At 36.1% G+C, this 26638-nt stretch carries 23 protein-coding genes and 1 tRNA gene; all 24 read left to right on the forward strand.

Going from position 1 to position 26638, the window contains the following annotated elements; all coding sequences use genetic code 11:
• The first annotated feature begins 27 nt into the window (after positions 1 to 27).
• The 24 genes from HCQ94_RS02455 (at position 28) to HCQ94_RS02570 (ending at position 26333) form a co-directional block, all read left to right on the forward strand.
• Positions 28 to 1485 carry a sensor histidine kinase gene (locus tag HCQ94_RS02455; protein WP_166981554.1) on the forward strand — a complete coding sequence of 486 codons (1458 nt, stop codon included), beginning with the start codon at positions 28 to 30 and terminating at the stop codon, positions 1483 to 1485.
• A gap of 27 nt (positions 1486 to 1512) precedes the next feature.
• The gene (locus HCQ94_RS02460; RefSeq protein ID WP_196373623.1) at positions 1513 to 2076 is read left to right on the forward strand and encodes a methylated-DNA--[protein]-cysteine S-methyltransferase; all 564 of its coding nucleotides are present in this window, start codon (positions 1513 to 1515) and stop codon (positions 2074 to 2076) included.
• 622 nt (positions 2077 to 2698) lie between these two features.
• Positions 2699 to 3421: a helix-turn-helix transcriptional regulator gene (locus HCQ94_RS02465; protein WP_166977325.1), complete on the forward strand. Its 723-nt coding sequence runs from the start codon at positions 2699 to 2701 to the stop codon at positions 3419 to 3421.
• Positions 3421 to 4851, forward strand: a complete 1431-nt coding sequence (sufB, locus tag HCQ94_RS02470) for a Fe-S cluster assembly protein SufB (RefSeq protein WP_166977326.1) — start codon at positions 3421 to 3423, stop codon at positions 4849 to 4851. Before HCQ94_RS02465 ends, sufB begins: the two co-directional genes overlap by 1 nt.
• Positions 4851 to 6032, forward strand: coding sequence for a Fe-S cluster assembly protein SufD (gene sufD / locus HCQ94_RS02475; RefSeq protein WP_166981556.1), 1182 nt, complete (start codon positions 4851 to 4853; stop codon positions 6030 to 6032). The genes sufB and sufD overlap by 1 nt, the downstream gene beginning before the upstream one ends.
• Positions 6032 to 6370, forward strand: coding sequence for a non-heme iron oxygenase ferredoxin subunit (locus HCQ94_RS02480; RefSeq protein WP_166977329.1), 339 nt, complete (start codon positions 6032 to 6034; stop codon positions 6368 to 6370). The genes sufD and HCQ94_RS02480 overlap by 1 nt, the downstream gene beginning before the upstream one ends.
• Entirely contained in the window at positions 6370 to 7119 is a 750-nt protein-coding gene (gene sufC / locus HCQ94_RS02485; RefSeq protein ID WP_166981559.1) for a Fe-S cluster assembly ATPase SufC, read from the forward strand. The genes HCQ94_RS02480 and sufC overlap by 1 nt, the downstream gene beginning before the upstream one ends.
• Positions 7120 to 7267: 148 nt before the next feature.
• Positions 7268 to 8548 (forward strand): aminotransferase class V-fold PLP-dependent enzyme, encoded by a 1281-nt coding sequence (locus tag HCQ94_RS02490; RefSeq protein ID WP_166981562.1) that lies wholly within the window; start codon positions 7268 to 7270, stop codon positions 8546 to 8548.
• Between the two features lie 51 nt (positions 8549 to 8599).
• Positions 8600 to 9040, forward strand: a complete 441-nt coding sequence (gene sufU / locus HCQ94_RS02495) for a Fe-S cluster assembly sulfur transfer protein SufU (protein ID WP_166977333.1) — start codon at positions 8600 to 8602, stop codon at positions 9038 to 9040.
• A 733-nt stretch (positions 9041 to 9773) separates the two neighbouring features.
• On the forward strand, positions 9774 to 11114 hold the full coding sequence (locus HCQ94_RS02500; RefSeq protein ID WP_166981565.1) for a glutamine synthetase family protein: 1341 nt from the start codon (positions 9774 to 9776) through the stop codon (positions 11112 to 11114).
• Positions 11115 to 11308: 194 nt separating this feature from the next.
• Positions 11309 to 11382, forward strand: a tRNA-Met gene (locus tag HCQ94_RS02505).
• A 341-nt stretch (positions 11383 to 11723) separates the two neighbouring features.
• On the forward strand, positions 11724 to 12548 hold the full coding sequence (gene murI, locus HCQ94_RS02510; protein WP_166981568.1) for a glutamate racemase: 825 nt from the start codon (positions 11724 to 11726) through the stop codon (positions 12546 to 12548).
• Between the two features lie 36 nt (positions 12549 to 12584).
• On the forward strand, positions 12585 to 13334 hold the full coding sequence (gene rph / locus HCQ94_RS02515; RefSeq protein WP_166981571.1) for a ribonuclease PH: 750 nt from the start codon (positions 12585 to 12587) through the stop codon (positions 13332 to 13334).
• The gene (gene rdgB, locus HCQ94_RS02520) at positions 13327 to 13932 is read left to right on the forward strand and encodes an RdgB/HAM1 family non-canonical purine NTP pyrophosphatase (RefSeq protein WP_166981574.1); all 606 of its coding nucleotides are present in this window, start codon (positions 13327 to 13329) and stop codon (positions 13930 to 13932) included. The genes rph and rdgB overlap by 8 nt, the downstream gene beginning before the upstream one ends.
• A gap of 148 nt (positions 13933 to 14080) precedes the next feature.
• Positions 14081 to 16102 (forward strand): ATP-dependent helicase, encoded by a 2022-nt coding sequence (locus HCQ94_RS02525; protein WP_166981577.1) that lies wholly within the window; start codon positions 14081 to 14083, stop codon positions 16100 to 16102.
• Positions 16103 to 16288: 186 nt separating this feature from the next.
• A complete protein-coding gene (pyrH, locus tag HCQ94_RS02530) occupies positions 16289 to 17050 on the forward strand; it encodes a UMP kinase (RefSeq protein ID WP_166977341.1) in 762 nt (253 codons plus the stop codon).
• Between the two features lie 9 nt (positions 17051 to 17059).
• Complete coding sequence (gene frr / locus HCQ94_RS02535) at positions 17060 to 17617, forward strand: ribosome recycling factor (protein ID WP_166977342.1); 558 nt, start codon at positions 17060 to 17062, stop codon at positions 17615 to 17617.
• 15 nt (positions 17618 to 17632) lie between these two features.
• A complete protein-coding gene (locus tag HCQ94_RS02540) occupies positions 17633 to 18511 on the forward strand; it encodes a phosphatidate cytidylyltransferase (protein ID WP_166977343.1) in 879 nt (292 codons plus the stop codon).
• 5 nt (positions 18512 to 18516) lie between these two features.
• Positions 18517 to 19722, forward strand: coding sequence for a dual-specificity RNA methyltransferase RlmN (rlmN, locus tag HCQ94_RS02545; protein ID WP_166981580.1), 1206 nt, complete (start codon positions 18517 to 18519; stop codon positions 19720 to 19722).
• The gene (locus tag HCQ94_RS02550; protein ID WP_166977345.1) at positions 19719 to 20276 is read left to right on the forward strand and encodes a DivIVA domain-containing protein; all 558 of its coding nucleotides are present in this window, start codon (positions 19719 to 19721) and stop codon (positions 20274 to 20276) included. The genes rlmN and HCQ94_RS02550 overlap by 4 nt, the downstream gene beginning before the upstream one ends.
• Positions 20277 to 20355: 79 nt before the next feature.
• Positions 20356 to 21549: a 1-deoxy-D-xylulose-5-phosphate reductoisomerase gene (gene dxr / locus HCQ94_RS02555; RefSeq protein ID WP_166981583.1), complete on the forward strand. Its 1194-nt coding sequence runs from the start codon at positions 20356 to 20358 to the stop codon at positions 21547 to 21549.
• Positions 21546 to 22784: a M50 family metallopeptidase gene (locus tag HCQ94_RS02560; protein WP_166981585.1), complete on the forward strand. Its 1239-nt coding sequence runs from the start codon at positions 21546 to 21548 to the stop codon at positions 22782 to 22784. The genes dxr and HCQ94_RS02560 overlap by 4 nt, the downstream gene beginning before the upstream one ends.
• Before the next feature lie 158 nt (positions 22785 to 22942).
• Positions 22943 to 24157: a flavodoxin-dependent (E)-4-hydroxy-3-methylbut-2-enyl-diphosphate synthase gene (ispG, locus tag HCQ94_RS02565; RefSeq protein ID WP_166977348.1), complete on the forward strand. Its 1215-nt coding sequence runs from the start codon at positions 22943 to 22945 to the stop codon at positions 24155 to 24157.
• A gap of 76 nt (positions 24158 to 24233) precedes the next feature.
• The gene (locus HCQ94_RS02570) at positions 24234 to 26333 is read left to right on the forward strand and encodes a Cna B-type domain-containing protein (protein ID WP_166981588.1); all 2100 of its coding nucleotides are present in this window, start codon (positions 24234 to 24236) and stop codon (positions 26331 to 26333) included.
• Positions 26334 to 26638: the final 305 nt, after the last annotated feature.

Consider the following 26638-nt stretch of genomic DNA (forward strand, 5'->3'; position numbering starts at 1 on the left):
TATTTGCTTGCTTAGGAGAAGTATAAAGTGCCTCGTTTAAATGATATTATTTACCGTTGTTACGGCGATAAACTTGGAGCTAGATTCATAGAACGTATGCATATGCTACTTGGTGACTGGCAAGTATTAGCTGACTTGGCTATAGCAGACTTAATTTTGTGGTTTCCTGAAGAAAACGGTCGCTTTATTGCTGCTGCACACTGTCGTCCAGCAACTGGCACAACTGTACATATGGAAGACGTGGTCGGTTTGCGTTCTTCATCTATTCGTTCTAATAACTTAAAAGAAGCAATGCGACGTAAATCTATATTCGTTTCAAATGAGTCTAGGTGGGCAGGATCTTATACAGTGCACGAGGTTTTAATACCTATAATGCACGAGGGCAAGAGTGTGGCTGTTATATCTTCTGAAACAGAAATGAATGCTTTACACAATAGAAGTGGAGAAAGTAACTGGTTTATTGATATGGCAGACATATTGTGCCATATGATTGTGGACGAACAGTACCCTTATGCTTCCTCATCATTTAGTGCAAAATACGGTTCTCCTCGTGTTCACGATGGTGTTTTGGAGCTAAATAGGGAAGGGTATGTCGTTCATGCGAGTCCTAACGCTATTTCTGCTTTTTCTCGAGTAGGGGCTTCTAGGAATATTACCCATAGCTTGCTGATTGAATATGTTACGCCAGTTATGGAATTTGAAGGTCAAGTAGATGAATCTATATCTATGGTTGTATCTGGAAAAGCTCCATGGCAGTGTGAACTTACCAGCAGAGGTGTAACTTTGAATTTACGCTCAATGCCACTATATGAAAAAGGTGAGCGTGTTGGTGCGATTTTGTTGTGCCGTGATGTTACAGAAATGAAAAAGCGTGAAGATGAGCTACTTTCTAAAGATGCAACTATCCGTGAAATTCACCATAGAGTAAAAAACAATTTACAAACAGTTTCAGCCTTACTACGTATACAAGCAAGACGAAGTGATAGTGAAGAAGTCAAAAAAGCGTTGGGTGAAGCTGAGCGAAGAGTTTCAACCATCGCAACCGTACACCAAAGTTTATCCCACAGTGTGGACGAAAAAGTACTCTTTGATGATGTGTGTAAAAAAATCTTGGATTTATCTGTCTTAGTTGCTTCTCCTACAGCTAATGCCAGAGTTGAATTTACTGGCAATATTGGAATTGTAAGTGCTGATGAAGCTTCGACTATGAGCGTGATATTATCTGAGCTTGTCAACAATGCTGTTGAGCATGGACTAGGTGAAGAGGGTGGAACGGTTAGCATAAATAGTGTTCGTAATGACAATGCCTTGACTATAACTGTTTCAAACCCAGGCAAGCCTCTGGAAAATGGCTTAGTTTTGACAGGACTAGGAACACAAATCGTTAAAACTTTAGTACAGAAAGAGCTAAACGGATCGATAGTTTGGCAACATGAAGATGGCTACACTAACGTAACGGTAAATATATTATTAGCAGAGAGTTAAATCGGGTCTAACTGAAATAAAATACTTATGAGTAGTGATTTGAAAATTTTAAATGAAATATTAAGCTTTGATTCTCCTAGCTGTAGTTTACAGTTAAAGTATATTCACACTCGTTTAGGAGCCATGTTTTCTTTATCAGATAACGAGCATTTGTATATGCTTGAATTTATTGATGAAAATAAAATTATAAGAGAGATGAAAGCTTTGCAAATGAAGTTAAAAGCTGAAATCACTTTTGGAGATAGCCATATAAATACGCTTTTAAGTTCTGAGTTAGAAGCTTATTTTTCAGGGCAGCTGCAGTATTTTTCTATTCCTGTGTGTATGACTGGTAGTGAGTTTCAAAATAAAGTTTGGTCTGCTTTGCTAGAAATTCCTTATGGGGAAGCTGTTTCATATAAAGACATTGCTAAAGAGATTGGCTCTCCTAAAGCTGTTAGAGCTGTTGGTAATGCTAACGGTTTAAACAAAATACCTATAATTATTCCTTGCCACAGAGTAATTAGCTCTTCTGGGAAAATTGGTGGGTATTCTGGTGGATTAGAACGTAAAAAGTTTTTATTGGACTTGGAAAATATATCAGTGAAATAAAAATTATTTTGAGTTAGTTATGCTGGTTTTAATATGTTGTATGTGAATTAATTTGTGTAAATATTTGTGTATGTTATCTAATGAGCTTTAGGTTTGATTTTTGTGTATGGGGAATATAGAAGTTAAATTTTATTTACTAAGAGGAAAAGTAATAAATTTTGGCAAAAAGATATATATTTTAAACTAACTATTGTAAAAGTATGTAAAAGTAGTATCATTACAGGTTTAAGTAACAAACTTATATAAAAATAATAAACCGGAGTCTTTATTTGTGTTTTAGCTTCTAAAAAGAGTTTTTACTGTTGTTTTATAAAAAATATTTTATAGTATTTACCTACTTAATCTAGAGGTAGGGTAAACACTTTAAAACCTTAGAGTATTTTTACTAGCTGAAAGAAAATGTTGATATATTAGGGTTTTGTTTTTCAAATCATATAAATAAAACGTAATATTTACGTAAATAGAATGTTATATAATATTTATCAAATAAAATATATAATTGGAATTATTCAAGTTATGATAGTAGTTTGTATGTAATTAAATGAAAATATAATATAAACTATTTATACAAGATGTGCATTTCATAAATATGACATGTACTGTAGTCAGGTTAGGGGTCAGAATGGAAAGTTTTGAAAACGAACATAAAACTCGTAACCAAATCCTTGATTTAATAGTCGAAAAAGGACCTATTACATCAATTACATTGGGAAAAATTTTAAAACTTACATCGGCAGCAATTAGACGACACATAACAGCTTTAGAACAAGCTGGAATGATTAAAAAATATGAGCCACCAAACGGTGCTAAAAAAACACGAGGTCGCCCATCTAGATACTACGTTGCTACAGAAAATGCTCGTGATAAGATGCCTAAAGAATACTCTAACTTGGCTAATAGAGCATTAGATTATTTATCAAAGATAGCTGGACCTGAAGCTATATCTTCTTTTGCTGCCTCAAGGTCGAGGGAACTAGAAAGAAAATACGCCCCAATTATAAATGCTGCTGGTAAAGATCCTGTTATGAGAGCCCATGCTTTGGCAGATGCTTTAAGTGAAGATGGATATGCTGCGACAGTTAGACAAGTTGGTGATGGCACAGTTGCCATACAAATATGCCAAGGAAACTGTCCTGTACAAGAGGTAGCTGGTGAATTTCCGCAATTATGCGAAGCAGAAGCTATGGCATTTTCAAAGTTATTAAACGTGAATGTTCAGCGACTAGCAACATTGGCAGGCGGGGATCATGTGTGTACGACACATGTGCCTATAGGAATGCCTACTTTGCGTAAAGGCGCAACGTTCAACACCACAGGAAATAATACTCATAAGAGAGGAAAATAATGGCACAATCTTCAGATGAAAAAATGTCTGATGAAGAAATCATTGCGTCATTTGGTGCTTACGAATACGGCTGGCACGATAAGGATGAAGCAGGACAAAACGCTAAACGTGGTTTAAATGAAGACGTTGTGCGTGAGATTTCCAGCATTAAAAGTGAGGCAGAATGGATGCTCGAACGTAGGTTGAAAGCTCTCAAACTTTTCGACAAAAAACCAATGCCTAATTGGGGTGCTGATTTAAGTGAAGTAAATTTCGATGAAATCAAGTACTACGTTCGTCCAACAGATCGTCAAGTACAATCTTGGGAAGATTTGCCTGAAGAAATAAAGAGAACTTATGACAGACTAGGTATTCCTGAGGCAGAAAAACAGCGTTTAGTTGCTGGTGTTGCTGCACAATACGAATCAGAAGTTGTTTACCATAAGATTCGTGAAGATTTGGAAAAACAGGGAGTGATTTTCTTAGATACTGATACAGCTCTCAAAGAATGCCCAGAGCTGTTCAAAGAATACTTTGGAAAAATTGTCCCAGCAGGTGACAACAAATTTGCTGCTTTGAATACAGCTGTTTGGTCTGGTGGCTCATTCATTTACATTCCAAAAGGTGTCCACGTTGATATCCCACTACAAGCATACTTTAGAATCAATACTGAAAATATGGGGCAGTTTGAACGCACACTGATTATTGCTGATGAAGGTTCCTATGTTCACTACATTGAAGGATGTACAGCCCCGATTTACTCATCAGACTCTTTGCACTGTGCAGTTGTTGAAATCGTTGTAAAGAAAAATGCTCGTGTTCGATACTCCACAGTCCAAAACTGGTCTAATAACGTTTATAACCTAGTTACTAAGCGTGCCGTTGTTGAAGAGGGCGGAACAATGGAATGGATTGATGGAAACATCGGCTCTAAAGTTTCTATGAAATATCCGGCAGTATATCTAATGGGTGAACATGCTCGTGGTGAGACACTATCCATAGCTTTTGCTGGAGAAGGACAACACCAAGACACTGGTTCAAAAATGGTGCATATGGCTCCAAATACTTCTTCATCAATTGTATCTAAGTCTGTTGCTAGAAATGGTGGACGCTCTTCCTACCGTGGTCTAGTACAAGTTATGGATAATGCTAAGCAATCAAAATCTAACGTTTTGTGTGATGCTTTGCTGGTGGATCAGATTTCTCGCACAGATACATATCCATACGTTGATATTCGTACAGACGACGTACAAATGGGGCATGAAGCTACAGTTACAAAGGTTTCTGAAGAACAGCTGTTCTACTTGATGTCTAGAGGACTGGAAGAAACTGAAGCGATGGCAATGATTGTTCGTGGATTTATTGAGCCTATTGCACGCGAACTACCAATGGAATACGCTTTGGAGCTAAATAAACTTATCGAATTGCAGATGGAAGGATCGGTTGGATAATGACCTACAAGACAGATCATTCAAAAGCTAAGCTAGATGGAGAACACTCCCACGGCGTAGTTAAACCGCAATCTTCACGTGCCGATAGGTTAACTTCCTTTGATTTAGCTGAAATTCCTATTCCAACTGGTAGAGAAGAAAACTGGCGTTTTACACCTACAAGAAAAATAAAAGATTTTTTTGAGGCAGATTTAGCGGATTCAAACATAGAACTAAAACTTGCTTCAGATAATGAATTAGTTACTTTTGAAACAGTTGGTCGTGATGATAAGCGTTTAGGAACTGCAAAAGCACCTAGTGAGCGTTCTTCAGTTGTTCAGTGGAATAGTTTTTCCAAAGCACACGTTATTACTGTTGAAGAAAATGCTGATATTGAATTGCCTATTATCGTAGATTTAAAAGGTGAGGATTTAACACTTGGTGTACAGCACTTGCACGTGCATTGCAAAAAGAACTCTAAGGCAACTTTGATTCTAGAACATACAGGTAAAGCAAAGCTATCTCAAGGAATAGAGATTATTCTAGAAGATGATGCTGAATTGACATTTGTATCCACCCAAGAATGGGAAGAAGAATCAATTCACCTATCAGATCACCGTTGCAAACTAGGTAAAGATTCCAAGCTAAAACATATAGTAATCACTTTGGGTGGCGATTTAGTACGCATAACTCCAGAAGCAAGCTTTAGTGCTGAAGGTGGAGAAGTTGAAATGCTAGGCGTGTACTTCACAGATGCTGACCAGCATCAAGAACACCGCTTATTCATTGATCACAGCGTACCAAAATGCTATTCACGTGTTACATACAAAGGTGCTTTACAAGGTAAAGACGCACATAGTGTATGGATTGGCGATGTGCTAATCGGGGCAAATGCCAACGGTACTGACACCTACGAGCTCAACCGTAACCTTGTTCTATCTAAAGGTGCTAAAGCTGATTCAGTTCCTAACCTAGAAATTGAAACAGGAGAAATTGAAGGTGCTGGACACGCTTCTGCAACCGGTCGTTTTGATGATGAACAGCTTTTCTATCTATGCTCTAGAGGTATAGATGAACAGACAGCTCGCCGTCTAGTTGTACGTGGTTTCTTCGCTGAACTAATCAACCAGATTAATGTTGAACACGTTTGTGAACGTTTGAATACAGCTATTGAAAAAGAGCTAGAAAGAAGCGGGGCATAATGGCTTTTATAAAAGTCGCTGAAACTGTTGATTTTGCTCCAGAAGAAGCAATATGTGTTGAGGTTCAAAACAGTCTAGGACAAGAGTTAAAAATAGCAGTTATCTGTGATAGCGAGGGCGATTTTTATGCCATAGACGACACTTGCACTCACGGGCAAGTATCTTTATCAGAGGGTGAAATCTCAAGTAAATGTGTACAGTGTTGGGCTCATGGAGCTGAATTTGATTTATGTACTGGTGAGGCAACTTTGCCAGCTACTGAAGCAGTAAAAGTTTATAATATACGACTAGAAGGAACTGATATTCTAGTTGATGTTGATAAAAGTGAGGAAAAGTAATGTCAACATTGGAAATTAAAGATTTAGAAGTTGGTGTGCAGACTTCTGAAGGCTTGAAGCAAATTTTGTTTGGTGTGAATCTAACCATCAAATCTGGTGAAATTCACGCGATTATGGGGCCAAACGGTTCAGGTAAATCAACTTTAGCTTACTCTATTGCTGGACACCCTAACTACGAAATTTTGGGTGGACAAGTTTTGCTTGACGGTGAAGATTTGTTGGAAATGAGTGTTGATGAAAGAGCTAAGGCTGGTTTATTCCTCGCTATGCAATATCCAGTTGAAGTTCCAGGTGTTACTGTTTCTAATTTCTTGCGTACAGCTAAAACAGCAGTAGATGGTCAAGCTCCTCCAGTACGTCAGTGGGTTTCAGATATGCGTGATGCGATGAAACGTTTACGTATGGATGACACTTTTGCTCAGCGTGACGTAAATGCTGGTTTCTCAGGTGGTGAAAAGAAACGTCACGAAATTTTGCAAATGGAACTATTGCAGCCAAAATTTGCTGTTTTGGACGAAACTGACTCAGGTCTAGACGTTGATGCATTACGTGTAGTATCAGAAGGTGTTAACCGTGTTCATGACTCAATCAACTCAGGTGTAATGCTTATCACACACTACACTCGTATTTTGCGTTATATTAAACCTGACTACGTACACGTTTTTGTTGCTGGTAAGGTAGCTGAAGAGGGCGGACCAGAACTTGCTGATTTGCTAGAAGAAGAAGGATACGACCGCTACTTGGCTTAGTAGACCTTGTTGGTGTGTGGCTTTATAGCTACACACCACTTTACAAGTTACCCTCAGCTTTAATCGTTGGTAACTGTGAAATATCGGTAACAAAAAAGGTATAATCTACCTCTAATAAATAATACGTGTTATATAGGTTTGGTACATTATGAATAAGAGTTTTGGTGAAGAACTTTCAGAACAAGACATAGCTGATTTGAGAAAAGATTTTCCAGCCTTAAATATGAAAATACGTGATAATCAGAACTTAATATATATGGACTGGGCAGCTACGAGTCAAAAACCCTTATGTGTAATTGATACTGAACAAGACTATTATTCTTCTAAAAACGGTGCTATAAATCGTGGTACACACTACCTAGCTGATGAAGCAACTGTTGTATATGAAAAAGGCCGTGAAACAGTGGCTAGTTTTTTCAACGCTGATGTACAAGAAATTGTTTTCACTTTGAATGCTACAGACGCTTTGAATATGGTTGCTAATGCTTTTATTTTGGGTACTTTAAAGAAAAATGCTCCTTTTTACCTTAGTGAAAATGACGAAATTGTAGTTACGAAACTTGACCATCACGCTAATGTTGTTCCTTGGCAACGTGTAGCTGAACTAACTGGGGCAAAACTAAAATGGATTAATGTTACCGAAGATGGTGCTTTGAACTACGATGACTTATTGCTTATAAATTCTAAAACGAAACTTGTAGCTTTTACTCATGCTTCTAATGTTACTGGTGTAGTTAGTAAAGTTTCACAAATTGTTTCACGGGCTAAGAAATATGACGCTTTTACTGTTTTAGACACTTGCCAGTCAGCTCCTCATATTCGAGTTGATGTGAAAGAGCTGGACATTGATTTTGCTTGTTTTTCTGCTCATAAAATGCTTGGACCAACAGGTATTGGTGCTTTATACGCTAAAGGTGATTTACTGGATAAAATGGAGCCTTTACGTGTGGGCGGGTCGATGGTAGACACTGTTACTACTGAAAATACTTCTTTCAAGAGTAGTTTTTACCGTCATGAAGCTGGAACTTTGATGAATGCTCAAATATCATCGTGGACTACAGCTATTGAATATTTGTCCAATATAGGTATGGATAGGATTGCTAGACGTGAAAGTCAGCTACTTGAGTACTTATACGAGAAGTTTTCATCTATCGAAGGAATTAGAATAATAGGGCAGATGAAGAATTTTGATGATAGATTGCCTGTCATTTCCTTTGTAGTTGATGGTGTACATCCGCATGATGTTGCACAATTTGCCGATAATTATGGTATCGCTATGCGCAGCGGCCATCACTGTGCTCAGATTGTACATTCTTGTTTTAATACATACAATTCTTCACGTATTTCCCTTTCTTTCTTGAATACTTATGAAGAAATAGATAAATTGATTGATGTACTTTCTAAGGTCCGTGAGTATTTTCATGTATAGAATGTACAGTGTGCTTATATATCAGCTTTAAAAATTTCAGGAGAGAAAAAGATGAGTGAGTTGGATCAACTATATCAACAGCTAATTATTGATCACTCTAAGGAACGTCACGGTTGTAAAGAAATTTCAGCTGAGCATGTAGTTTCTCATCAGGTAAATCCCTCTTGTGGTGATGAAGTAGAATTTGGTTTGGTTGTCAAAGATGGTCTTATTAGCGATATATCTTGGCAAGGGCAGGGGTGTTCTATTTCTCAAGCTTCTATTTCTATAATGAATGATTTAATTTTGGGTAAGAGTTTAGAAGAAGTTGATAAATTATATGAGAGTTTTTTGACTCTTATGCATTCAAAAGGCAAGGAAGTTGATGAAGAAGTATTGGATCATCTTCAGGATGCTTCAGCTTTTCAAGGGGTTTCTAAATATCCAGCAAGGATAAAGTGTGCGTTGCTAGGGTGGATGGCTTTGCGTGATAGTGTTGCAAAAACACATTAATTATAGTCAATTATAAAAGTATTACTTAGATTCTTTGTAAGAGCCTTCTTTTGTTTTATTAAAGTATTTGTAAGAAAACGTATTTGACTATATGTAATTCAAAGGGAATGTAGTTACTGTATATTTTCTTTTGATTTTGCCTTAGTTACTGTATTTGGTTACTTGGTTACTCACTGATGTATTTGTTCGTCTGCTAACCCATTTATTTAATTTAACTTTTAGGGCGTTTGTTACGGAAATAAAGTAAGTACTTCAAAATAATTTATTTTATATAAAGTATGTGTAATCTATGTATTTGAAATGGTAAATAAATTAAGAATGGTAGTTGTATGTTATGAATTTTTAATAAGTATTTTTAGTGTTTTTGGTAGTTCTTAAGTGTATATTTTGTTGATATTGTAACGTTTAACGATGATTCAGCCTTATAACGGTACATATGTGGATACTGTTACTTTATTAGATACAAAAACTACTTTTATAATGCTTGTCTCAATACTTTATAAAGTACATTTACTAAAATGTTATTTTGTATTTTGAAAACGTTATAGTTTAGGTATAAAAACTTAAATATTTATATACTTTATTCATATAGATACTGTTATTATTTCTTTATATTTTCTCGCGTATGTCTAGAGTTTATAAAGAGATTTTTATATTTTAAATACGCAAATATAGTTCTTAAAAGAAGATATCTTATTTATACTTTAATGAGTAAAATCTTTAGGAGTAAAATATGAATAGTCAACAAGAATATGTTTTAAGATTAGTTTCTGAACGTGGAGTTGAAGCTATTCGTCTATGGTTTACTGATGTTTTAGGTGTTTTGAAATCTGTAACTATCAATACTGAAGAACTTGAACTTGCGTTTGAAGAGGGAATTGGTTTTGATGGTTCAGCCATTGAAGGTCTTACTCGTGAATTTGAAGCTGACATGGTTTTGTTCCCTGACGCCTCTACTTTCCAGATTATGCCAGCTATTTTAGAGGGGGATAATAGCTGTGTAGGACGTATGTTCTGTGATATTTATACTCCAGAAGGTGTTATTGCTCGCAGTGACCCTAGGGCTGTTTTAGAACGTATTCTAGATAAAGCTAAAGAGTTGGGTTTTGATTTTTACTTACATCCAGAAATCGAGTTCTATTTATTCTTCAAACCTAATTCTACTGATGATACTTTACGTCCTGTTGATAATTTAGGATACTTCGATAACACTATCAGGGGAATTGGGCAAGATTTTCGTTTATTGGCAACTAGAGCATTGGAAGAGATGGGTATTTCTGTAGAATTTTCTCATCATGAAGCTGGTCCGGGACAATTTGAAATTGATTTACGTGTTGCTGATGCTTTAACTACTGCTGATAACATTATGACTTTCAAACAAGTTGTTGAGCAAATAGCTTCTTCTCAAGGCATGGTTGCTACTTTTATGCCTAAGCCTATATGTGATATCCCAGGTTCTGGTATGCATACACATATGTCTTTATTCGAAGGAGATAAAAACGCTTTTCACGATTCGTCAAGTCAGTATGGTTTATCTAAAATAGCTCGTCATTTTATTGCTGGAATTTTACACTATACCTCAGAGTTTACTGCTGTAACTAACCAGAACGTTAACTCTTATAAGCGTCTTTGGGGCGGAGGAGAAGCTCCTTCATATATTTGTTGGGCCCACAATAATCCATCGGCACTTGTACGTGTTCCTGTGCATAAACCTAAAAAAGCTAATTCTACGCGTATAGAGTATAGGGCTTTGGATCCGTCAGTTAATCCATATTTGGCTTATGCTGTTATTTTAGCGGCAGGTATTGCTGGTATAGAGGAAAAATTAGAGCTACCTCCTGAAATGTTAGAAGATGTATCATTAATGTCTGATGACGAACGCAAAGCCTTGGGAATAGAGTCTTTGCCACAATCACTACACTCAGCTATTAGGAATATGTACTCTTCTGTTTTAGTTGCTCAGACTCTAGGTGAGGAAGTGTTTGACTTCTTTATGCGCAATAAGCAAGCTGAGTGGAAAGAGTATCGTAATCAAATTACTCGTTGGGAATTGGAAAGGTTTATTTCTTTTTAGTGTTTATAGAGTAGTTGAGGGAATTTGCTTGTAATATATAAAATTCTAAAGGAAATATAGGCTATTTTATAAAAATGGTAATTTAGTGAATGAGATATTTAAGCATAAAACACTATTATAAAACACTTTTGAAAAATTTTCTTTTAAAGAGTTTTGCTTTTCTGAAAAAACTATAGTATACTCTTATAAGTCGACGCGGGGTGGAGCAGTTCGGTAGCTCGCCGGGCTCATAACCCGGAGGTCGCAGGTTCAAATCCTGTCCCCGCTACTGATTAGATATGTCCTAAGTATTTCTTAGGACATTTTGTTTTAATGTGTATACTACTATTTTGTAAATCTGCGCTGAAAACATAATTTTAGCTAAGTAACGATTCTATGGTAATGAATGGATACGTCTATTCGTGATTAGAAAGAGTATTTTGAAATAGCGTAGTTACTTGCAGACAAAGTAGATAAAAGTAGGTAGTGGTAATAAAACAAAGAAAAAGTCTTAGTGATGATAAAGTTTTCCACAATTCAAGAAATTTAAAAAATTTATGTAAGTAAAAGGAATAGAATTAATACTGCTATAATAATAAAATATTTTGAATATTAAAGGGTAACTATAAGATGGAAAAAATAAACAATTTAGCACCAATAGGGATATTTGATTCCGGAGTTGGTGGTCTTACTGTTGCTCGTGCAATAATAGATCAATTACCAAATGAATCCATAAAGTATATAGGTGACTCTATAAATGCTCCTTATGGTGAGAAAACTATTGAAGAAGTAAAAGATTTATCTTTAACAGTAATGGATAAGCTAGTTGATGAAGGCGTGAAAATGCTAGTTATTGCTTGTAATTCAGCATCTTCAGCAGTATATGATTTAGCTAAAAATAGATACGAAGCAAAATTAGGAATACCTGTTATAGAAGTTATACAACCAGCAACTAGGGCAGCTTTATCAGCAACACGTAACAAAAAAATAGGTGTTATAGGTACAAAAGCAACTATCGATTCAAAGTCTTATCTATCAGCATTTTGTGATAACCCAATGTATAGTAAAGACATTGAAATTTATACTAAAGCTTGTCCGGATTTTGTTAAACACGTTGAAAAAGGTGTAGTTACTGGTAAACCATTAATTGAGATAGCAGAAAAATATTTGAACGAAATAAAAGCTGAAAACGTTGATACTCTTGTATTAGGTTGTACTCATTACCCATTATTATCAGGAGTTATATCGTATGTGATGGGGAAAAATGTGTGTTTGGTTTCTTCAGCCGAGGAAACAGCTAAAGACGTATATGCAACTTTGCTAGAAAAAGATATTGCTAACCCTAATTACGAAAACGGTAAGTATGAATTTTATACTACAGGTAATGAGAAGGAATTTGAAAAATTAGCTAGACGCTTTTTAGGGCCAGAAGTTAGCAAAGTAAAGACAATATAGTTAATAATACTTGTAGCTGAATGAAAGTGAGAAATAATGTCTAATGTAAGTTTTATAAGAGCAGATGGGCGTACGTGTAATCAAATGCGTAACGTTAGCATTGAAACTGGCTGGTCCATAAATCCTGAAGGTAGTGTATTAATTTCAGTTGGCGATACTAAAGTATTATGTAATGCCTCTTTTACTCAAGGTGTGCCTAACTGGTTAAAAGGTAGTGGAAAAGGCTGGGTTACTGCAGAATATGCAATGCTACCACGAGCTACATCTACTAGAAATAACCGAGAATCCGTAAAAGGTAAGCTTTCAGGACGAACTCAAGAAATATCAAGACTTATAGGACGAAGCTTACGCTCAATTGTTGATATGAGCAAACTTGGCGAAAACACAATAATTATAGACTGTGATGTTTTACAAGCTGATGGTGGAACACGTACAGCTTCCATAACTGGGGCATATGTTGCTTTAGAAATAGCAGTTAGATATGGAATAAAAAATGGTTTTATAAATGCTAACTCAGTTAAAGAAGTTTTGAAAGATACAGTTTCAGCAGTATCAGTTGGAATATATAACGAACTACCATGTATAGATTTATGCTATATCGAAGATAGCCAAGCACAAACAGATATGAATGTTGTTTTAAGCGGTAATGGTGACATAATTGAAGTTCAGGCAACAGCTGAAAAAGAGCCTTTATCTAGGAAAGAACTAAATGACTTGCTAGATTTGGCTGAAAATGGAGCTAAAGAATTACAAGAACTACAAGTTGAAAGTTTAAATTATGAGTAAACAATTTATTTTAGCAACTGGTAATTTACATAAAATTGAAGAACTCAAAAAAATCCTTGCACAAGAAATTGAGGGTTTTGATACAGATAGCTTAATTTCTCATAAAGATTTAGGCATTGATGATCCAGTTGAAGATGGAACAACTTTTGAAGAAAATGCTTTACTTAAAGCTAAATACGTTAGTGAACGTACAGGGAAAATAGCTATTGCTGATGATTCTGGACTATCGGTAGAAATCATGGGGGGAGCTCCTGGGATTTTTTCAGCGCGTTGGTCCGGCAAACATGGAGATAATCAAGCTAACAACGAACTACTGTTGAATCAACTATCAGACATTCCTGCTATACACAGACGTGCTAAATTCGTTGCAGCTGCTGCACTAGCTTGCCCCGATGGTAGGTGTTTTACTGAAATTGGTGAAGTAGAAGGCACAATACTATTTGAACCTAGTGGGGGCAATGGTTTTGGATACGACCCTATTTTTATGCCTGACGGCTTTGACAAATCTTTTGCTGAATTAGCCCCAGAAGTTAAAAACGAGTATTCTCACCGCAAGAGAGCTTTTGCAAAACTAGCTGAGCATATAAAAACTCTCTAAATATCACCATTTTTGGTGTTATTGCTTATTTTAGAGTATTCGTTTAAAGAATTATATTTGTGCTGTTTGGAAAGCGAAGTATTAAGGGTTTTCCACATTTTAATAAATATATTTTCATAGATAAAAGATAAGCTTTATAGTGGGTAATATGAACTTAGAACAAAATTTACTGGACGATTTAGACGATAGGCAAAGAGAAGTTGCCACTACTTTTCCAGGTCCTATTTGTGTTATGGCTGGTGCAGGTACTGGCAAAACTCGTGCTATTACTTATCGTATAGCTTATGCTGTGCAACAAGGCTTTTATCGTGCTGAAAATGTTCTGGCTCTTACTTTCACTAATAAAGCAGCATTTGAAATGCAAGAAAGACTTGCAAAGCTTGGAATTACCAAAGTTCAGGCTAGGACTTTTCATGCTGCAGCACTTAGGCAACTGACCCACTTTTGGGCTGAAGAAATGGGGTATGACTTACCTCGAATACTTGAAAATAAAGCTAATATAATGACCATTGTTGCGAATAATTTGAGCTTAAAACTAGATGGTGCAGCGATAAGGGATTTGAGTGCAGAAATTGAATGGGCAAAAGTTTCTATTATTCCTAGCAGCGAGTATGCACAAACGGTTACAGAACTAGGACGGACAATTCCTTATGTGAAAACTGCTCAAGAAATGCAATCTATATTTGAAATGTACGAAAAAGTAAAAACAAATATGGGAGTCATAGATTTTGAGGATGTTTTAATACTGTTAATTGGATTATTTAAAACTTATCCTTATATATTGCAAGAAGTTCATAAACAATATAGGTATTTTATAGTTGACGAGTTCCAAGATGTGTCTTTACTTCAACAAACTTTACTAGATTTATGGGTTAAAAACCCGTCAAATTTGTGTGTAGTGGGAGACACTGCTCAAACTATTTATTCTTTTGCAGGGGCTGATCCATCATTTTTGGTAAATTTCTCAACAAAATATGAGAATACTAAAAAAATAGTTTTGGATAAAAATTATCGCAGTGGTAAGCAAATAATTGCTTTAGCTAACTCAGTGATTGCTGAAGCAAAGTATAAGAAGAATAAATTGCCAAGTGTTATGTTATATCCGAATAAAGAATCAGATAATTTTGTAGAATATAATACTTACTTTGATGAGGCTAATGAGGCTGAAAATACAGTAGCACAAATTAGACAACTGCTAGCCAAAAACATCAATCCGAGTTCTATTGCTATTCTTTACAGGACTAATGCACAATCACAGTATTTTGAAAACTATTTATCTGACAGTGAAATTCCTTATATCATAAAAAATGGCACAAAATTTTTTAGCAGACCTGAAATACGTGAAGCTATAAAAATGATGAAAAAAGTTGTATTAGTTACTCCTAAAGAACAAGCAACAGTAGTTATTGATAATGTATTATCTATGTTGGGATGGCGCGTTGACTCTACTAATCTGACAGGTTCTTCAAAAGAAAAATGGGATAATCTTAACGTTTTACGTAACTTAGCTATCAAAGAGAAAAATATTTATGTTCATATAGAACAGTTTTATAACTATTTAGTAACCAGAATGCAATCACAAACTGAATTAGAAAAAGAAGGAGTAGTTCTTTCTTCTTTGCATTCATGTAAAGGACTAGAGTGGGATTATGTTTTTCTAGTTGGTATGCAAGAAGGAATAATGCCTATATCACTAGCTAAAACAGATGATCAAATTGAAGAAGAACGCAGGTTATTATATGTGGGAATTACTAGAGCTAGAGAAAAGCTATATATAAGCAATTATTTATCTAGGCAAAAAAGTATCAGAAATACTAACTCTGCATCTGATAAGAATATTACGAGATTTTTACTTAAACACTGGAATGAGGAACTATCCAAAACAACTACTTTTAAAAAAGAAAAACGCTTAGAAAAAGATAGTGGTGTTTTAGGAGAATACGGAGAAAGTACCCAATATATATACAAATTATTATCTGATTGGCGTGATTATATTTCTCAAGAAGAAAGTATTCCTAAGGATAAAATTATTAAAGAAAGTGCACTTATAGCTATAGCTGTTGCTAAGCCTAAGACTATAAAGCACCTAGAGATTATAAGAGGAGTTACAAAAACTTTTATATATAATCATGGAAGTGAGATTCTAAGATTAATTAGAGACAATACATAAGCTACCCAAATATATATGAGATATATACAACTAGCTGATGTTGCTTATTTTGTGATTTATTTTTAAATTTTACGAATACGTATCTCAACGGTATAAAACCTTAATGAAACTTAGTAAATAAAGTAATAATGTTGAAGGTTTATTGTATAATCTACTAAGGACTAACTAAATTTGAAAGATTTTAGCATGTGTGATTACGATAAGAATATGGCAGAAGGAAAAACACTAAACTCTAGTAGTGGACGTAGGGTTTTGTTGAAACTATCGGGTGAAGTCTTTGGTGGAGGCAAAATCGGTATTGATGCCACAGTTGTTTCTTCAATTGCTAAACAGATTGCACAAGCTGTGAAACAGGGAGTACAAGTAGCTGTTGTTGTTGGCGGAGGAAACTTATTTAGAGGTGCTCAACTATCTCAACACGGTTTTGATAGGGCTAGAGCTGACTATATGGGTATGCTAGGAACAGTTATTAATGCTTTAGCTTTGCAAGATTTTCTTGAGCAAGCTGGAGTCACTACTCGTGTTCAAAGTGCTATCCCAATGATGCAAGTTAGTGAAGCATATATTCCGTTACGTGCAATACGACATATGGAAAAGGGACGTGTTGTTGTATTTGGTGCTGGTGCGGGTATGCCATATTTCTCAACAGATACAGTTTCAGCACAGCGAGCTTTAGAAACACACTGTACGGAATTACTTGTCGCTAAAAACGGAGTCGACGGTGTCTATACTGCTGACCCTAAGATTGATGAGCAAGCGCAAAAGCTGGATTATGTTACTTATAGCGATGCTTTAGGAAAAGGACTAAAAGTAGTTGATGCTGCAGCTTTCTCTCTATGCATGGAAAATGGCTTGAACATGCGAATTTTTGGTATGCTTGAACCAGGCAATGTTACAAAAGCGTTGCTTGGGGAAAAAATTGGAACACTAGTTTCAAAAACTATTTAAGGAGTAACATTGATTGACGAAATTTTGCTAGAAACTGAAGAAAAAATGGATAAAGCCATTGAACATACTAGAGAAGAGTTTTCTAATATTCGTACAGGTCGCGCTAATGCAGCAATGTTTGCTTCGATAATGGTAGATTACTATGGTGCTCCAACTCCTTTACAACAGTTGGCTTCTTTCAATATTCCAGAGGCACGTACAGTCTTGGTTTCACCATTTGATAAGAGTGCTACTAACGATATTATCAAAGCTATTCGTGAATCTGATTTAGGTGTTAACCCAACTGATGATGGACAAGTAATTCGTGTGGCATTACCAGTTTTAACAGAAGAGCGTCGCAAGGAATATGTCAAACTTGCTAAAACTAAAGCTGAAGAATCACGTGTTTCAGTACGTGCAATTCGCCGTAAAGCTAAAGATGCCCTTGATAAGCTTAAAAAAGATGGTCAAGCAGGTGAAGATGAAGTTGAACGTGCAGAAAAAGAACTGGAATCAGTTACGAAGAAACACATTGACTTAATCGACACTGTTTTAGCCACTAAAGAAGCAGAGTTACTTACAGTCTAAAGTTTCGAGTGAAAATTGAGTAACTATACAACGAAAATACGTAATATTTTAAACCCACCAGCAACTAAGAATATTACACAGTTACCCTCTACTGGTAGAGCTGGTCGCAATCTACCGGCAGCAATTGGTGTTGCAATTGTTCTAGGGGGACTAGTTGCATTAATGCTTTTGTATTTACCACAAGCTTTCGTCTACTTTGCGATACTAATGGTATTACTAGGGCTATATGAATTTGCTGGTGCAGTAAAAAACCAAGGTATAAACGTAGCTTTGTTGCCAATGTGGATTGGCAGTATTGGCATGGGGCTTTGTGCACACTTAATTAGCACACAGGCTATGCTGGTATCTTATTTTGTTACTCTGCTATTTATTGTTTTGTGGGTATTTACTGATACAAAATCTAAGAAAGCATTAGTTGATGTAGCAGTTTCTATTCTAGGGGTGACTTGGATTAGTTTACTAGGATCTTTCTTAATTCTTTTCCTAATGCGTCCTTTAGGGAACTACTATGTTTTAGCTTTTATACTAATAGTTATTGCTAGCGACACAGGCGGATATGCTGTTGGTGTTTTGATAGGTAAACACCCAATGAGTAAGAAAATCAGCCCTAAAAAGTCATGGGAAGGCTTAATCGGATCTCTTACTTTTTCATCACTGGCAGCAGTTTCAACTATGCCATATTTAGGGTACTCATATAAAGAATCCGTTATTATCGGTATAATTACATCGATTGTGGCAGTAATAGGTGATTTGTGTGAATCACTGATTAAGCGTGACTTGAAGATGAAAGACATGGGGAACCTACTACCAGGACATGGCGGTGTACTAGACCGCACAGACGCAATATTAATTGCTACTATTCCGTATACAGCACTACTTTACTTTATGGGGTGAGAAAAATGGCTAAGAAGTACTTAACTAGTAGTGCATATATTCAGGTTCGTCCAACTGATCAACTTCCAGAAGGAGCAACTTCTCCAGACGCTAAGCCAACTATTAGCTTTGTGCCACAGAAAAAAGGTAAACCACCTGCACATTTAGTTGATTTTCCTATGAGTGAGAGGAAAAAATATGCTAAAGAGCAAGGATTTAAACCTTTCCGTATAGACCAGCTTTCAAGGCATTACTTTTCACACTATACTGCTGACGTAGAACAAATGACTGACTTTAACCGTGTTGAAGGACAAAAATTAGTCAATACGTTTTTACCTAAACTGATTACTCCTATTAGAGCTCTTTCTGCTGATAAAGGCAAAACGGTAAAACACTTGTGGGAAATGTATGACGGAGCTAGAGTTGAATCAGTATTGATGGGATATAAAGATAGAACTACTTTATGCATTTCTTCTCAAGCTGGCTGTGGTATGGGTTGTCCATTCTGTGCTACGGGTCAAATGGGATTAACTAGAAACTTATCCACTGCTGAAATCATTGAACAAGTGCGCTTAGCCAATCTTGCTTGTAAAAATGGTGAGTTACCAGGATCTGATAGAGTAACTAATATAGTTTTCATGGGAATGGGCGAACCTATGGCTAACTATAAAAATTTAATACAATCGTTACATTCTTTAATAGATGAACCACCCCATGGTTTTGGAATGAGTGCTAGAAATATTACAGTTTCAACTGTTGGCTTAGTGCCAGCAATAAATAAGTTAGCGGCAGAAAAAATACCAGTTACTTTAGCAGTTTCTTTGCATGCACCTGATGATGACTTACGTGACGAATTAATTCCAATTAACTCTAGATTCAAAGTTGGTCAACTATTAGATGCGGCTCGTAACTACTTTGAAGTTACAGGGCGTAGAGTTTCTATAGAATATGCTTTAATTAAGAATATGAACGACCATGCTTTTAGAGCACAGCTTTTAGCAGATGAATTGAATAAACGTGGTAAGGGGTGGGCCCACGTAAACCCTATTCCTTTGAACCCTACGCCTGGTTCAATTTGGACAGCTACAGAACCAGATGTTCAAGAGCTTTTCGTAAAAACATTGCGTAACAATGGAATATCAACGACAATTAGAGATACTCGTGGTAGTGATATTGATGGCGCTTGCGGTCAATTAGCTGCTGAAGTTTTACAACAGGAGCGTAAAGCATGACAAATAATATGTTTGGACGAGTCAGTTTCATTAAAATTGGCTACGATTGTGAACAAGTAGATGAGTTTTTTGCGCAAGCAAGAGCATCCTACGAAAACGCAGCCGGATCAAAAGAATTCACTGCAGAAAAAGTACGTGAAGCATCTTTTGATGAAAAATATCGCGGGTATGATCCTGATGAAGTAGATGCTGCATTAGATAGACTAGAATCAGCATTTTTGCAACGTGAAAGAGCTGACCATGTTTCAGTAAACGGACAGCAGGCTTGGCTTGACTTGGTGGCTGAACGAGCAACAACTCTTTACCCACGACTACGCCGTCCAAGTGGTGAAAAATTTGCTCACCCTCAAGGACGTGAAATTGGCTATAACATTGAAGAAGTTGATGCTTTTCTAGTAAAGATTGCTGATTTTTTTGATGATAAGAATGAACTAACTGTTGAAGAAGTACGAGCTGTAACTTTCTCACCAGCACGCAAAAATAAGGCTTATAAAGAAGGCCCAGTGGACGCTTATTTGTCACGTGCTATTGAAGTTTTGTTGGCAATACAATAATTTCTGTGTCACAAATACTGATAAATACTAGCGCACGACTTCTTATAGATGAGCTTTTGCTAGTCAAAATGGTGGAAAAATGCATAAAGTAATACTGTTAGGTTCTACAGGTTCAATTGGAACTCAAACTTTGCAAGTAATTGATAAGCATAGCGATAAATATGAAGTACTTGCGCTATCTGCTGGAAGTAATGTTGAACTACTGTATGAACAAGTCAGGAAATATAAACCCGAGTTTGTAGGTATTGCTGATGAAAACTCTGCCAGAAAATTTGAAAATTTGTTTCCTTGTAAGGACTATAAACCACAAGTATTTGTAGGAAATAAAGCAGCAAGTATTATTGCTGGACTAGATTCAAAGGCAATTGTTGTAAATGGTATTACAGGAGCTATAGGTCTTGAACCTACTATTGTTGCTTTAAAAAAAGGATCAAAGTTAGCATTAGCTAATAAAGAATCTTTAGTTGTCGGTGGGTCGTTAGTTAAACAAGCTCAAAAATTTCCAGCTCAAATAGTGCCAGTTGACTCTGAACATAGCGCAATTGCTCAATGTTTATCAGGTGGTAAGCATAATAGGGGAATGTGTGCTTTGAAAACAGATGGTAGCACTGAAGTTGACCATATTGTATTAACAGCTTCGGGTGGTCCATTTAGAGGTAAAACACGCAAAGAACTAGAAAACGTCAAAGCTGAACAAGCATTATCTCATCCTACTTGGAATATGGGAAATGTGGTTACAATTAACTCTTCTACACTAATGAATAAAGGGTTAGAGTTGATTGAAGCTCATCTTTTATTTGACATTCCTCCGGAGAAAATTGTTCCAGTAGTTCATCCTCAATCTATCATACATTCAATGGTCGCTTTTAAAGATGGATCTATTATAGCTCAAGCAAGTCCTCCTAACATGCAATTACCTATAGCTTTGGGGCTATCTTGGCCTGAAAGACTAGAGGGAATTTTACCAACTCTAGATTTTTCGTCACAAATGTCATGGGAATTTATGCCAGTTGACAATGACTCTTTTCCAGCCATAAACGTTTCTAAAGAATGCATTTTATCTTCACCTACTCATCCATGTGTTATGAATGCTAGTAATGAAGTATGTGTCGATTTATTCTTGAAAAATAAAATTAAATTTTTAGATATAGTAGATACTGTAATTAAAGTTTTAGATTCTTATAATCCAATTCTAAACATTGATTTAAAATCTTTGCAAAATATTGATATTTGGGCTAGAAATAAGACAAAACAAATCCTTGGAGTAGAATGAGTTTCATAATAGGTGTTTTCGTTTTCATAGTATTGATTTGTATATCTATATCGTTACATGAATTTGGACACTTTTTCTTCGCTAAAAAATTTAACGCATATATTAGTGAATATATGGTTGGATTTGGAAAAGTCTTATTATCTAAGAAAAAAGGTGAAACGACTTACGGTATAAAAGCCATATTACTAGGTGGATATGTAAAAATACTCGGTATGTTTGCCCCGGGGAAGGCTGACCGTAAAATCTATGATAAAAAAGGACGTATAACTCTTGCAGAACAGGCTCGTATTGCCAGCTTAGAAGAATTACCTAAAGATCATACGCATAGAGCTTTTTACCGTTTAAGCGTACCAAAGAAAATAATTGTTCTTATTGCTGGCCCTATGATGAACTTATTTTTATGCATTCTATCAGTAGTGGTAGCTGTAAATATTATCGGTATTAAACAGCCATCAACAGTTGTAGATAATGTTCATAAATGTATCGTAACTAATAGTAAAAATACTGATTCTAATAACTGTGAAAATAAATCACCAGCATATCTTGCTGGTATAAAATCTGGTGACAAGATTCTTAGCGTTGATAACCATTTAGTTAAATCTTGGAGCGACTTATCTAACAGTATTGCTAGAGATAAAGCAAAAGTAACTGAAATAGAGGTTGAAAGAAAAGGTAAAAAACTAAGATATAACCTTTCACCTATGAAAGTTGGCACTTCTTATAAAATAGGAGTAAGCCCACGTTTTGAGACTCAAAGATTAGACTTATTACACTCTGGTGAAGTTATTGCTGACATGGCAAAACAGACTTTTCAAATAGTAATGCGTTTACCACTTGCTGTATATGAAACAGGTAAAGATTGGTATGAGGGTAATAAACGTTCACCTAATTCTGTAACATCTATTATTGGAGTTGCTAAATTATCTGGAGACATAGCTAAAGTTGATGTCCCTTTTAATGAAAAAGTAGTTGCTAATTTGATGTTATTTGCTTCGTTAAACATGGCTTTGTTTATCTTTAACTTGTTGCCATTTACTCCTTTAGATGGGGGACACATACTTACATGTGTATGGGAAGCTATTATGCGTTTATACTACAAATATAGGTATAACAAAGAATTTGGATATGTGGATAATGCTAAAATGATGCCTTTGACCTATATTGTCGTAGGATTACTAGGAGCAATGACTATTTTTCTAATGATAGTTGATATTTTTAATCCTTTAAGTATTTAATATAAATTCTAGTTATTTATAAAACAGAGTGGGAGATATATTACTTATAGTTATGAGTGAGGAAAATATGAAACTTTATCGTTTGAATTTTGAATCACTAACCATTGAGAGTATATTTAGTTCTGTTAACTTTTTATAAGACGATAGTAGGTGCTACGATGACTGTTGATTTGGGAATTCCTCAGATAGTTCCTGTACCTGAAGTAATTTCACCTAGACGTAAAACTAGAAAAATTGCTGTAGGTAAGACATTCGTTGGTGGAGACGCTCCAATTACTGTTCAATCTATGACTACAACTAAGACCACAGACATTAACGGTACTTTGCAACAAATTGCACAGCTTACGGCTGCAGGGTGCGATATTGTACGTGTGGCTTGTCCGTCAGCTGACGATGCTGAAGCACTACCTATTATTGCTAAAAAGTCACCTATTCCTGTTATAGCCGATATACATTTTCAACCTAAATATGTCTTTGCCGCCATTGAAGGTGGCTGTGCTGGTGTACGCGTAAACCCTGGTAACATCCGAAAATTTGATGATCAGGTTAAAGAAATAGCTCAATGTGCTAAAGATCATGGGGTATCTATAAGAATTGGGGTAAATGCTGGGTCGTTGCATCCTTCGTTGCTTGAAAAATATGGCAGACCGACCCCTGAAGCTTTAGTAGAATCAGCTGTCTGGGAAGCGTCACTATTTGAAGAACACGATTTCCATGATTTCAAAATATCGGTTAAACATCACGATCCTGTAACAATGGTTCGAGCTTATCAACTACTGAGCGAAAAAGGGGACTGGCCATTGCACTTGGGAGTTACTGAAGCGGGACCAGCTTTCCAAGGAACTATAAAGTCTGCTACTGCTTTTGGGGCTTTACTATCTCAAGGTATTGGCGATACAATCCGTGTTTCGCTGTCTGCTGACCCCGTTGAAGAAGTTAAAGTTGGTATAGGTATTTTACAGTCTTTAGGGCTTCGTGAGAAAACTTTAGAAATTGTTTCTTGTCCTTCTTGTGGTCGTGCCCAAGTGGACGTATATACTTTGGCTGAAGAAGTAACTGAAGGGCTTAAAGGCATTACTTTTCCTTTGCGTGTAGCTGTTATGGGCTGTGTTGTAAACGGTCCTGGTGAAGCCAGGGAAGCTGACTTAGGTGTAGCGTCTGGTAACGGTAAGGGACAAATTTTTGTAAAAGGTAAAGTTGTTAAAACTGTTCCAGAAGAACAAATTGTTGATACCTTAATTGAACTTGCTGCCAAAGTTGCTGAAGAAGAAGGATTAGTAGAGGGCACTGGAAGTCCAACAGTTATTCCTGCTATAGCTACAAGTAAAAAAACTACAACTTTTAAAGCTTCTAGTTGGAGTAAAAAAGGGTAAATATGTAGAGCTTGCATACATATGATAAAATTTTATCGTTGTTGTGTATATTTTACACACGAAAAGGGGAAAATCGATGAAATTTTATAAAAATACTAGGTCGAAGGGGTTATATTTACTTACAATTGCAATACTATTTGCTTTAGTAATGCCTATTGTTAATTTGACTAGCCAACCTAAGGCCTATTCAGCTAATCCTAACCAATGTTCTTTTAAAAGTAATGCTTTTTGGTTAGATTTAGATGAAGACGATGACGATAACTATAAGGACTATGACGTTGTTTTGAAACGTAAAGCGGGTGATGGTCCTGTAGAAACTGTTGGTAGTAATAAAACTAACGGTCCGGAAGATCCTTATATTCTTGATGGAAATGATTATAAGTATTCTTTAATTTGGAAAAATCTTCCAGAAAAAAATGCTGACGGACTAAAATACAAATATTGGGTAGAATCAGAAAACGTTGATAGCATTTATAATGCAGGCAAGATTGATGATGCCAATATTTATGTACGTGAAAAGAAGAACACTAAACCATTAAAATTACCAGCAGGTTCTCATCTTGCTGAAGGCTTGAGTTGTCCAGGTTTTGCTTTTAGTGTCAGTACTTTTGGCATTAGAGACTCAGGAAACAAAATACCAAATCAAAGTGATTTACTATCTGGCGTAAAGACTAAACTTGTTTCCCAAAAAGATGGCACTGTATACAAAGAAATCGTGAATGGAGCTTCTCACACATATAAGAGCATACCGGCAGGTACCTATACTCTTACAGTTGAAAGTGTTCCAAATGAGTGGGTAAATGTAGTAAAGCCAATAACAGTTACTGTAACAGAAAAAGGAGAAGTATTTTTCAACGGTAAAAACGAAAATGGTGGGGATGGTCCTGCTCCTGGATCAACTGTACCTGGAAAAACTCCTTTCAAAATTTATATACCTAAAGTACCAAAGATTGTAAAAAGTATTGAGCACAATAATACTTCGCATACTACTTTGATAGCAGATCCATGTGATAACAAAACTTTATCTTTCAAGGTAAAAGCTCCAATCACAATGTATGCTAATTGGGGATTTAAAGCTGGAAAAGCTACTGATTTACATACGAATTTAGATTCATATTCTTTTAAAGATGTTATTGATCCAAAGTTGAAGATTCTATCTGTAACTGCTCGTGTTCTAAGTGAAGGAAAAGAATTATCTGTTCCGGTTGAAATAACTAATGTAAATAATGAGGTAACAGCTAAAATAACAGATTTCACTAATCTAAAAGTTGATGCTGCCGATTTTGCACACCCTAATTCTCCTATAAGAGAATTAGAATTAACTATTACTGTAAAACCAATTATTAATGACAGCGAAGAACTTGTATTTAAGAAACCTATTACAAATAGTGCTGACGTGTTGTTCAATGGTAAAAAGGTTAACACCTCTAATACTGTAACACTAAACCGAGAAGGTATTACAAAACAAGGTGTAAAGAAGTGGATAATAAGTGGGGATGTTAAAAAACCTAAAGTTAATTTGCAGCTCTTGAGAAATATTGAAGGACAAGAACCACAGCCAGTATCTTCAGCAGCACTTATGGATGTAAGTGGTTCTGATACTGTTACTGTTACGTGGAAAGATTTAGAAAAGACTAATAGTCAGTGTAAACCTTGGATATATTCAGTTAGAGAAGTTGATGAAAATGGTAAACCGTATGTGCCTAAAAACTTTACAAGCACTGTAAAAGGAATGGAAGTAACTAACACTTACGTTCCTCCAGCTCCTCCTGAGCCTCCAAAGCCACCTGCACCTCCAGTGCCACCAGTACCTCCAGTGCCACCAGTACCTCCAGTACCACCTGCACCTCCAGTACCTCCAGTACCACCTGTGCCACCTGCACCACCAGTACCTCCAGTACCACCTGCACCACCAGTACCTCCAGTACCACCTGTGCCACCAGTACCTCCAGTACCACCTGCACCACCAGTACCTCCAGTACCACCTGCGCCTCCGGTGACTCCGCCGTCTCCTCCTGAGACACCAAAGCCATCGGTACCATCAGTACCACCAAAGGTTGAAAAACCAAAATTGCCTGTTACAGGTATTTATATTGGAGACAACTTAGCATTGCTAGGTGCTATGGCCGCAATTGGTGCAGGAGCAGTTCTTGTGGCTCGTAAAAGAAAGAATTAATCTATTAATCTAATGTAGATTATGTAATTATTCTAAGAGCGTCTACTTTTAAATAGAGTGGGCGCTCTATCTTTTTAAAATTCAAATTTGCTGTAATAAAATGTGCATATAGAAAAGCTCATGTAACGACAAATACGTAAAGAAAAATCGAACTAAATGTGCACTTGAATACGCCTAATGTAGAAAGTAGTTTAAATTGGTTTGATAGTGTTCAATTTGCTTATACAAACTATGATTTATAAAAGTTTTAGTTTTACTAAACGAATAGATAAATTTAAAGCTGAAAGTACTATATCTTATTTTTC

Source organism: Actinomyces sp. zg-332, from assembly GCF_011751945.2.
Lineage (GTDB): Bacteria > Actinomycetota > Actinomycetes > Actinomycetales > Actinomycetaceae > ZJ293.

Bases quoted from the DNA above. Each gene is read 5' to 3' on its own strand.
- HCQ94_RS02460 (WP_196373623.1), top strand. From the start codon at position 1,513: ATGAGTAGTGATTTGAAAATTTTAAATGAAATATTAAGCTTTGATTCT.
- HCQ94_RS02465 (WP_166977325.1), top strand. From the start codon at position 2,699: ATGGAAAGTTTTGAAAACGAACATAAAACTCGTAACCAAATCCTTGAT.
- sufB (WP_166977326.1), top strand. From the start codon at position 3,421: ATGGCACAATCTTCAGATGAAAAAATGTCTGATGAAGAAATCATTGCG.
- sufD (WP_166981556.1), top strand. From the start codon at position 4,851: ATGACCTACAAGACAGATCATTCAAAAGCTAAGCTAGATGGAGAACAC.
- HCQ94_RS02480 (WP_166977329.1), top strand. From the start codon at position 6,032: ATGGCTTTTATAAAAGTCGCTGAAACTGTTGATTTTGCTCCAGAAGAA.
- sufC (WP_166981559.1), top strand. From the start codon at position 6,370: ATGTCAACATTGGAAATTAAAGATTTAGAAGTTGGTGTGCAGACTTCT.
- HCQ94_RS02490 (WP_166981562.1), top strand. From the start codon at position 7,268: ATGAATAAGAGTTTTGGTGAAGAACTTTCAGAACAAGACATAGCTGAT.
- sufU (WP_166977333.1), top strand. From the start codon at position 8,600: ATGAGTGAGTTGGATCAACTATATCAACAGCTAATTATTGATCACTCT.
- HCQ94_RS02500 (WP_166981565.1), top strand. From the start codon at position 9,774: ATGAATAGTCAACAAGAATATGTTTTAAGATTAGTTTCTGAACGTGGA.
- murI (WP_166981568.1), top strand. From the start codon at position 11,724: ATGGAAAAAATAAACAATTTAGCACCAATAGGGATATTTGATTCCGGA.
- rph (WP_166981571.1), top strand. From the start codon at position 12,585: ATGTCTAATGTAAGTTTTATAAGAGCAGATGGGCGTACGTGTAATCAA.
- rdgB (WP_166981574.1), top strand. From the start codon at position 13,327: ATGAGTAAACAATTTATTTTAGCAACTGGTAATTTACATAAAATTGAA.
- HCQ94_RS02525 (WP_166981577.1), top strand. From the start codon at position 14,081: ATGAACTTAGAACAAAATTTACTGGACGATTTAGACGATAGGCAAAGA.
- pyrH (WP_166977341.1), top strand. From the start codon at position 16,289: ATGTGTGATTACGATAAGAATATGGCAGAAGGAAAAACACTAAACTCT.
- rlmN (WP_166981580.1), top strand. From the start codon at position 18,517: ATGGCTAAGAAGTACTTAACTAGTAGTGCATATATTCAGGTTCGTCCA.
- HCQ94_RS02550 (WP_166977345.1), top strand. From the start codon at position 19,719: ATGACAAATAATATGTTTGGACGAGTCAGTTTCATTAAAATTGGCTAC.
- dxr (WP_166981583.1), top strand. From the start codon at position 20,356: ATGCATAAAGTAATACTGTTAGGTTCTACAGGTTCAATTGGAACTCAA.
- HCQ94_RS02560 (WP_166981585.1), top strand. From the start codon at position 21,546: ATGAGTTTCATAATAGGTGTTTTCGTTTTCATAGTATTGATTTGTATA.
- ispG (WP_166977348.1), top strand. From the start codon at position 22,943: ATGACTGTTGATTTGGGAATTCCTCAGATAGTTCCTGTACCTGAAGTA.
- HCQ94_RS02570 (WP_166981588.1), top strand. From the start codon at position 24,234: ATGAAATTTTATAAAAATACTAGGTCGAAGGGGTTATATTTACTTACA.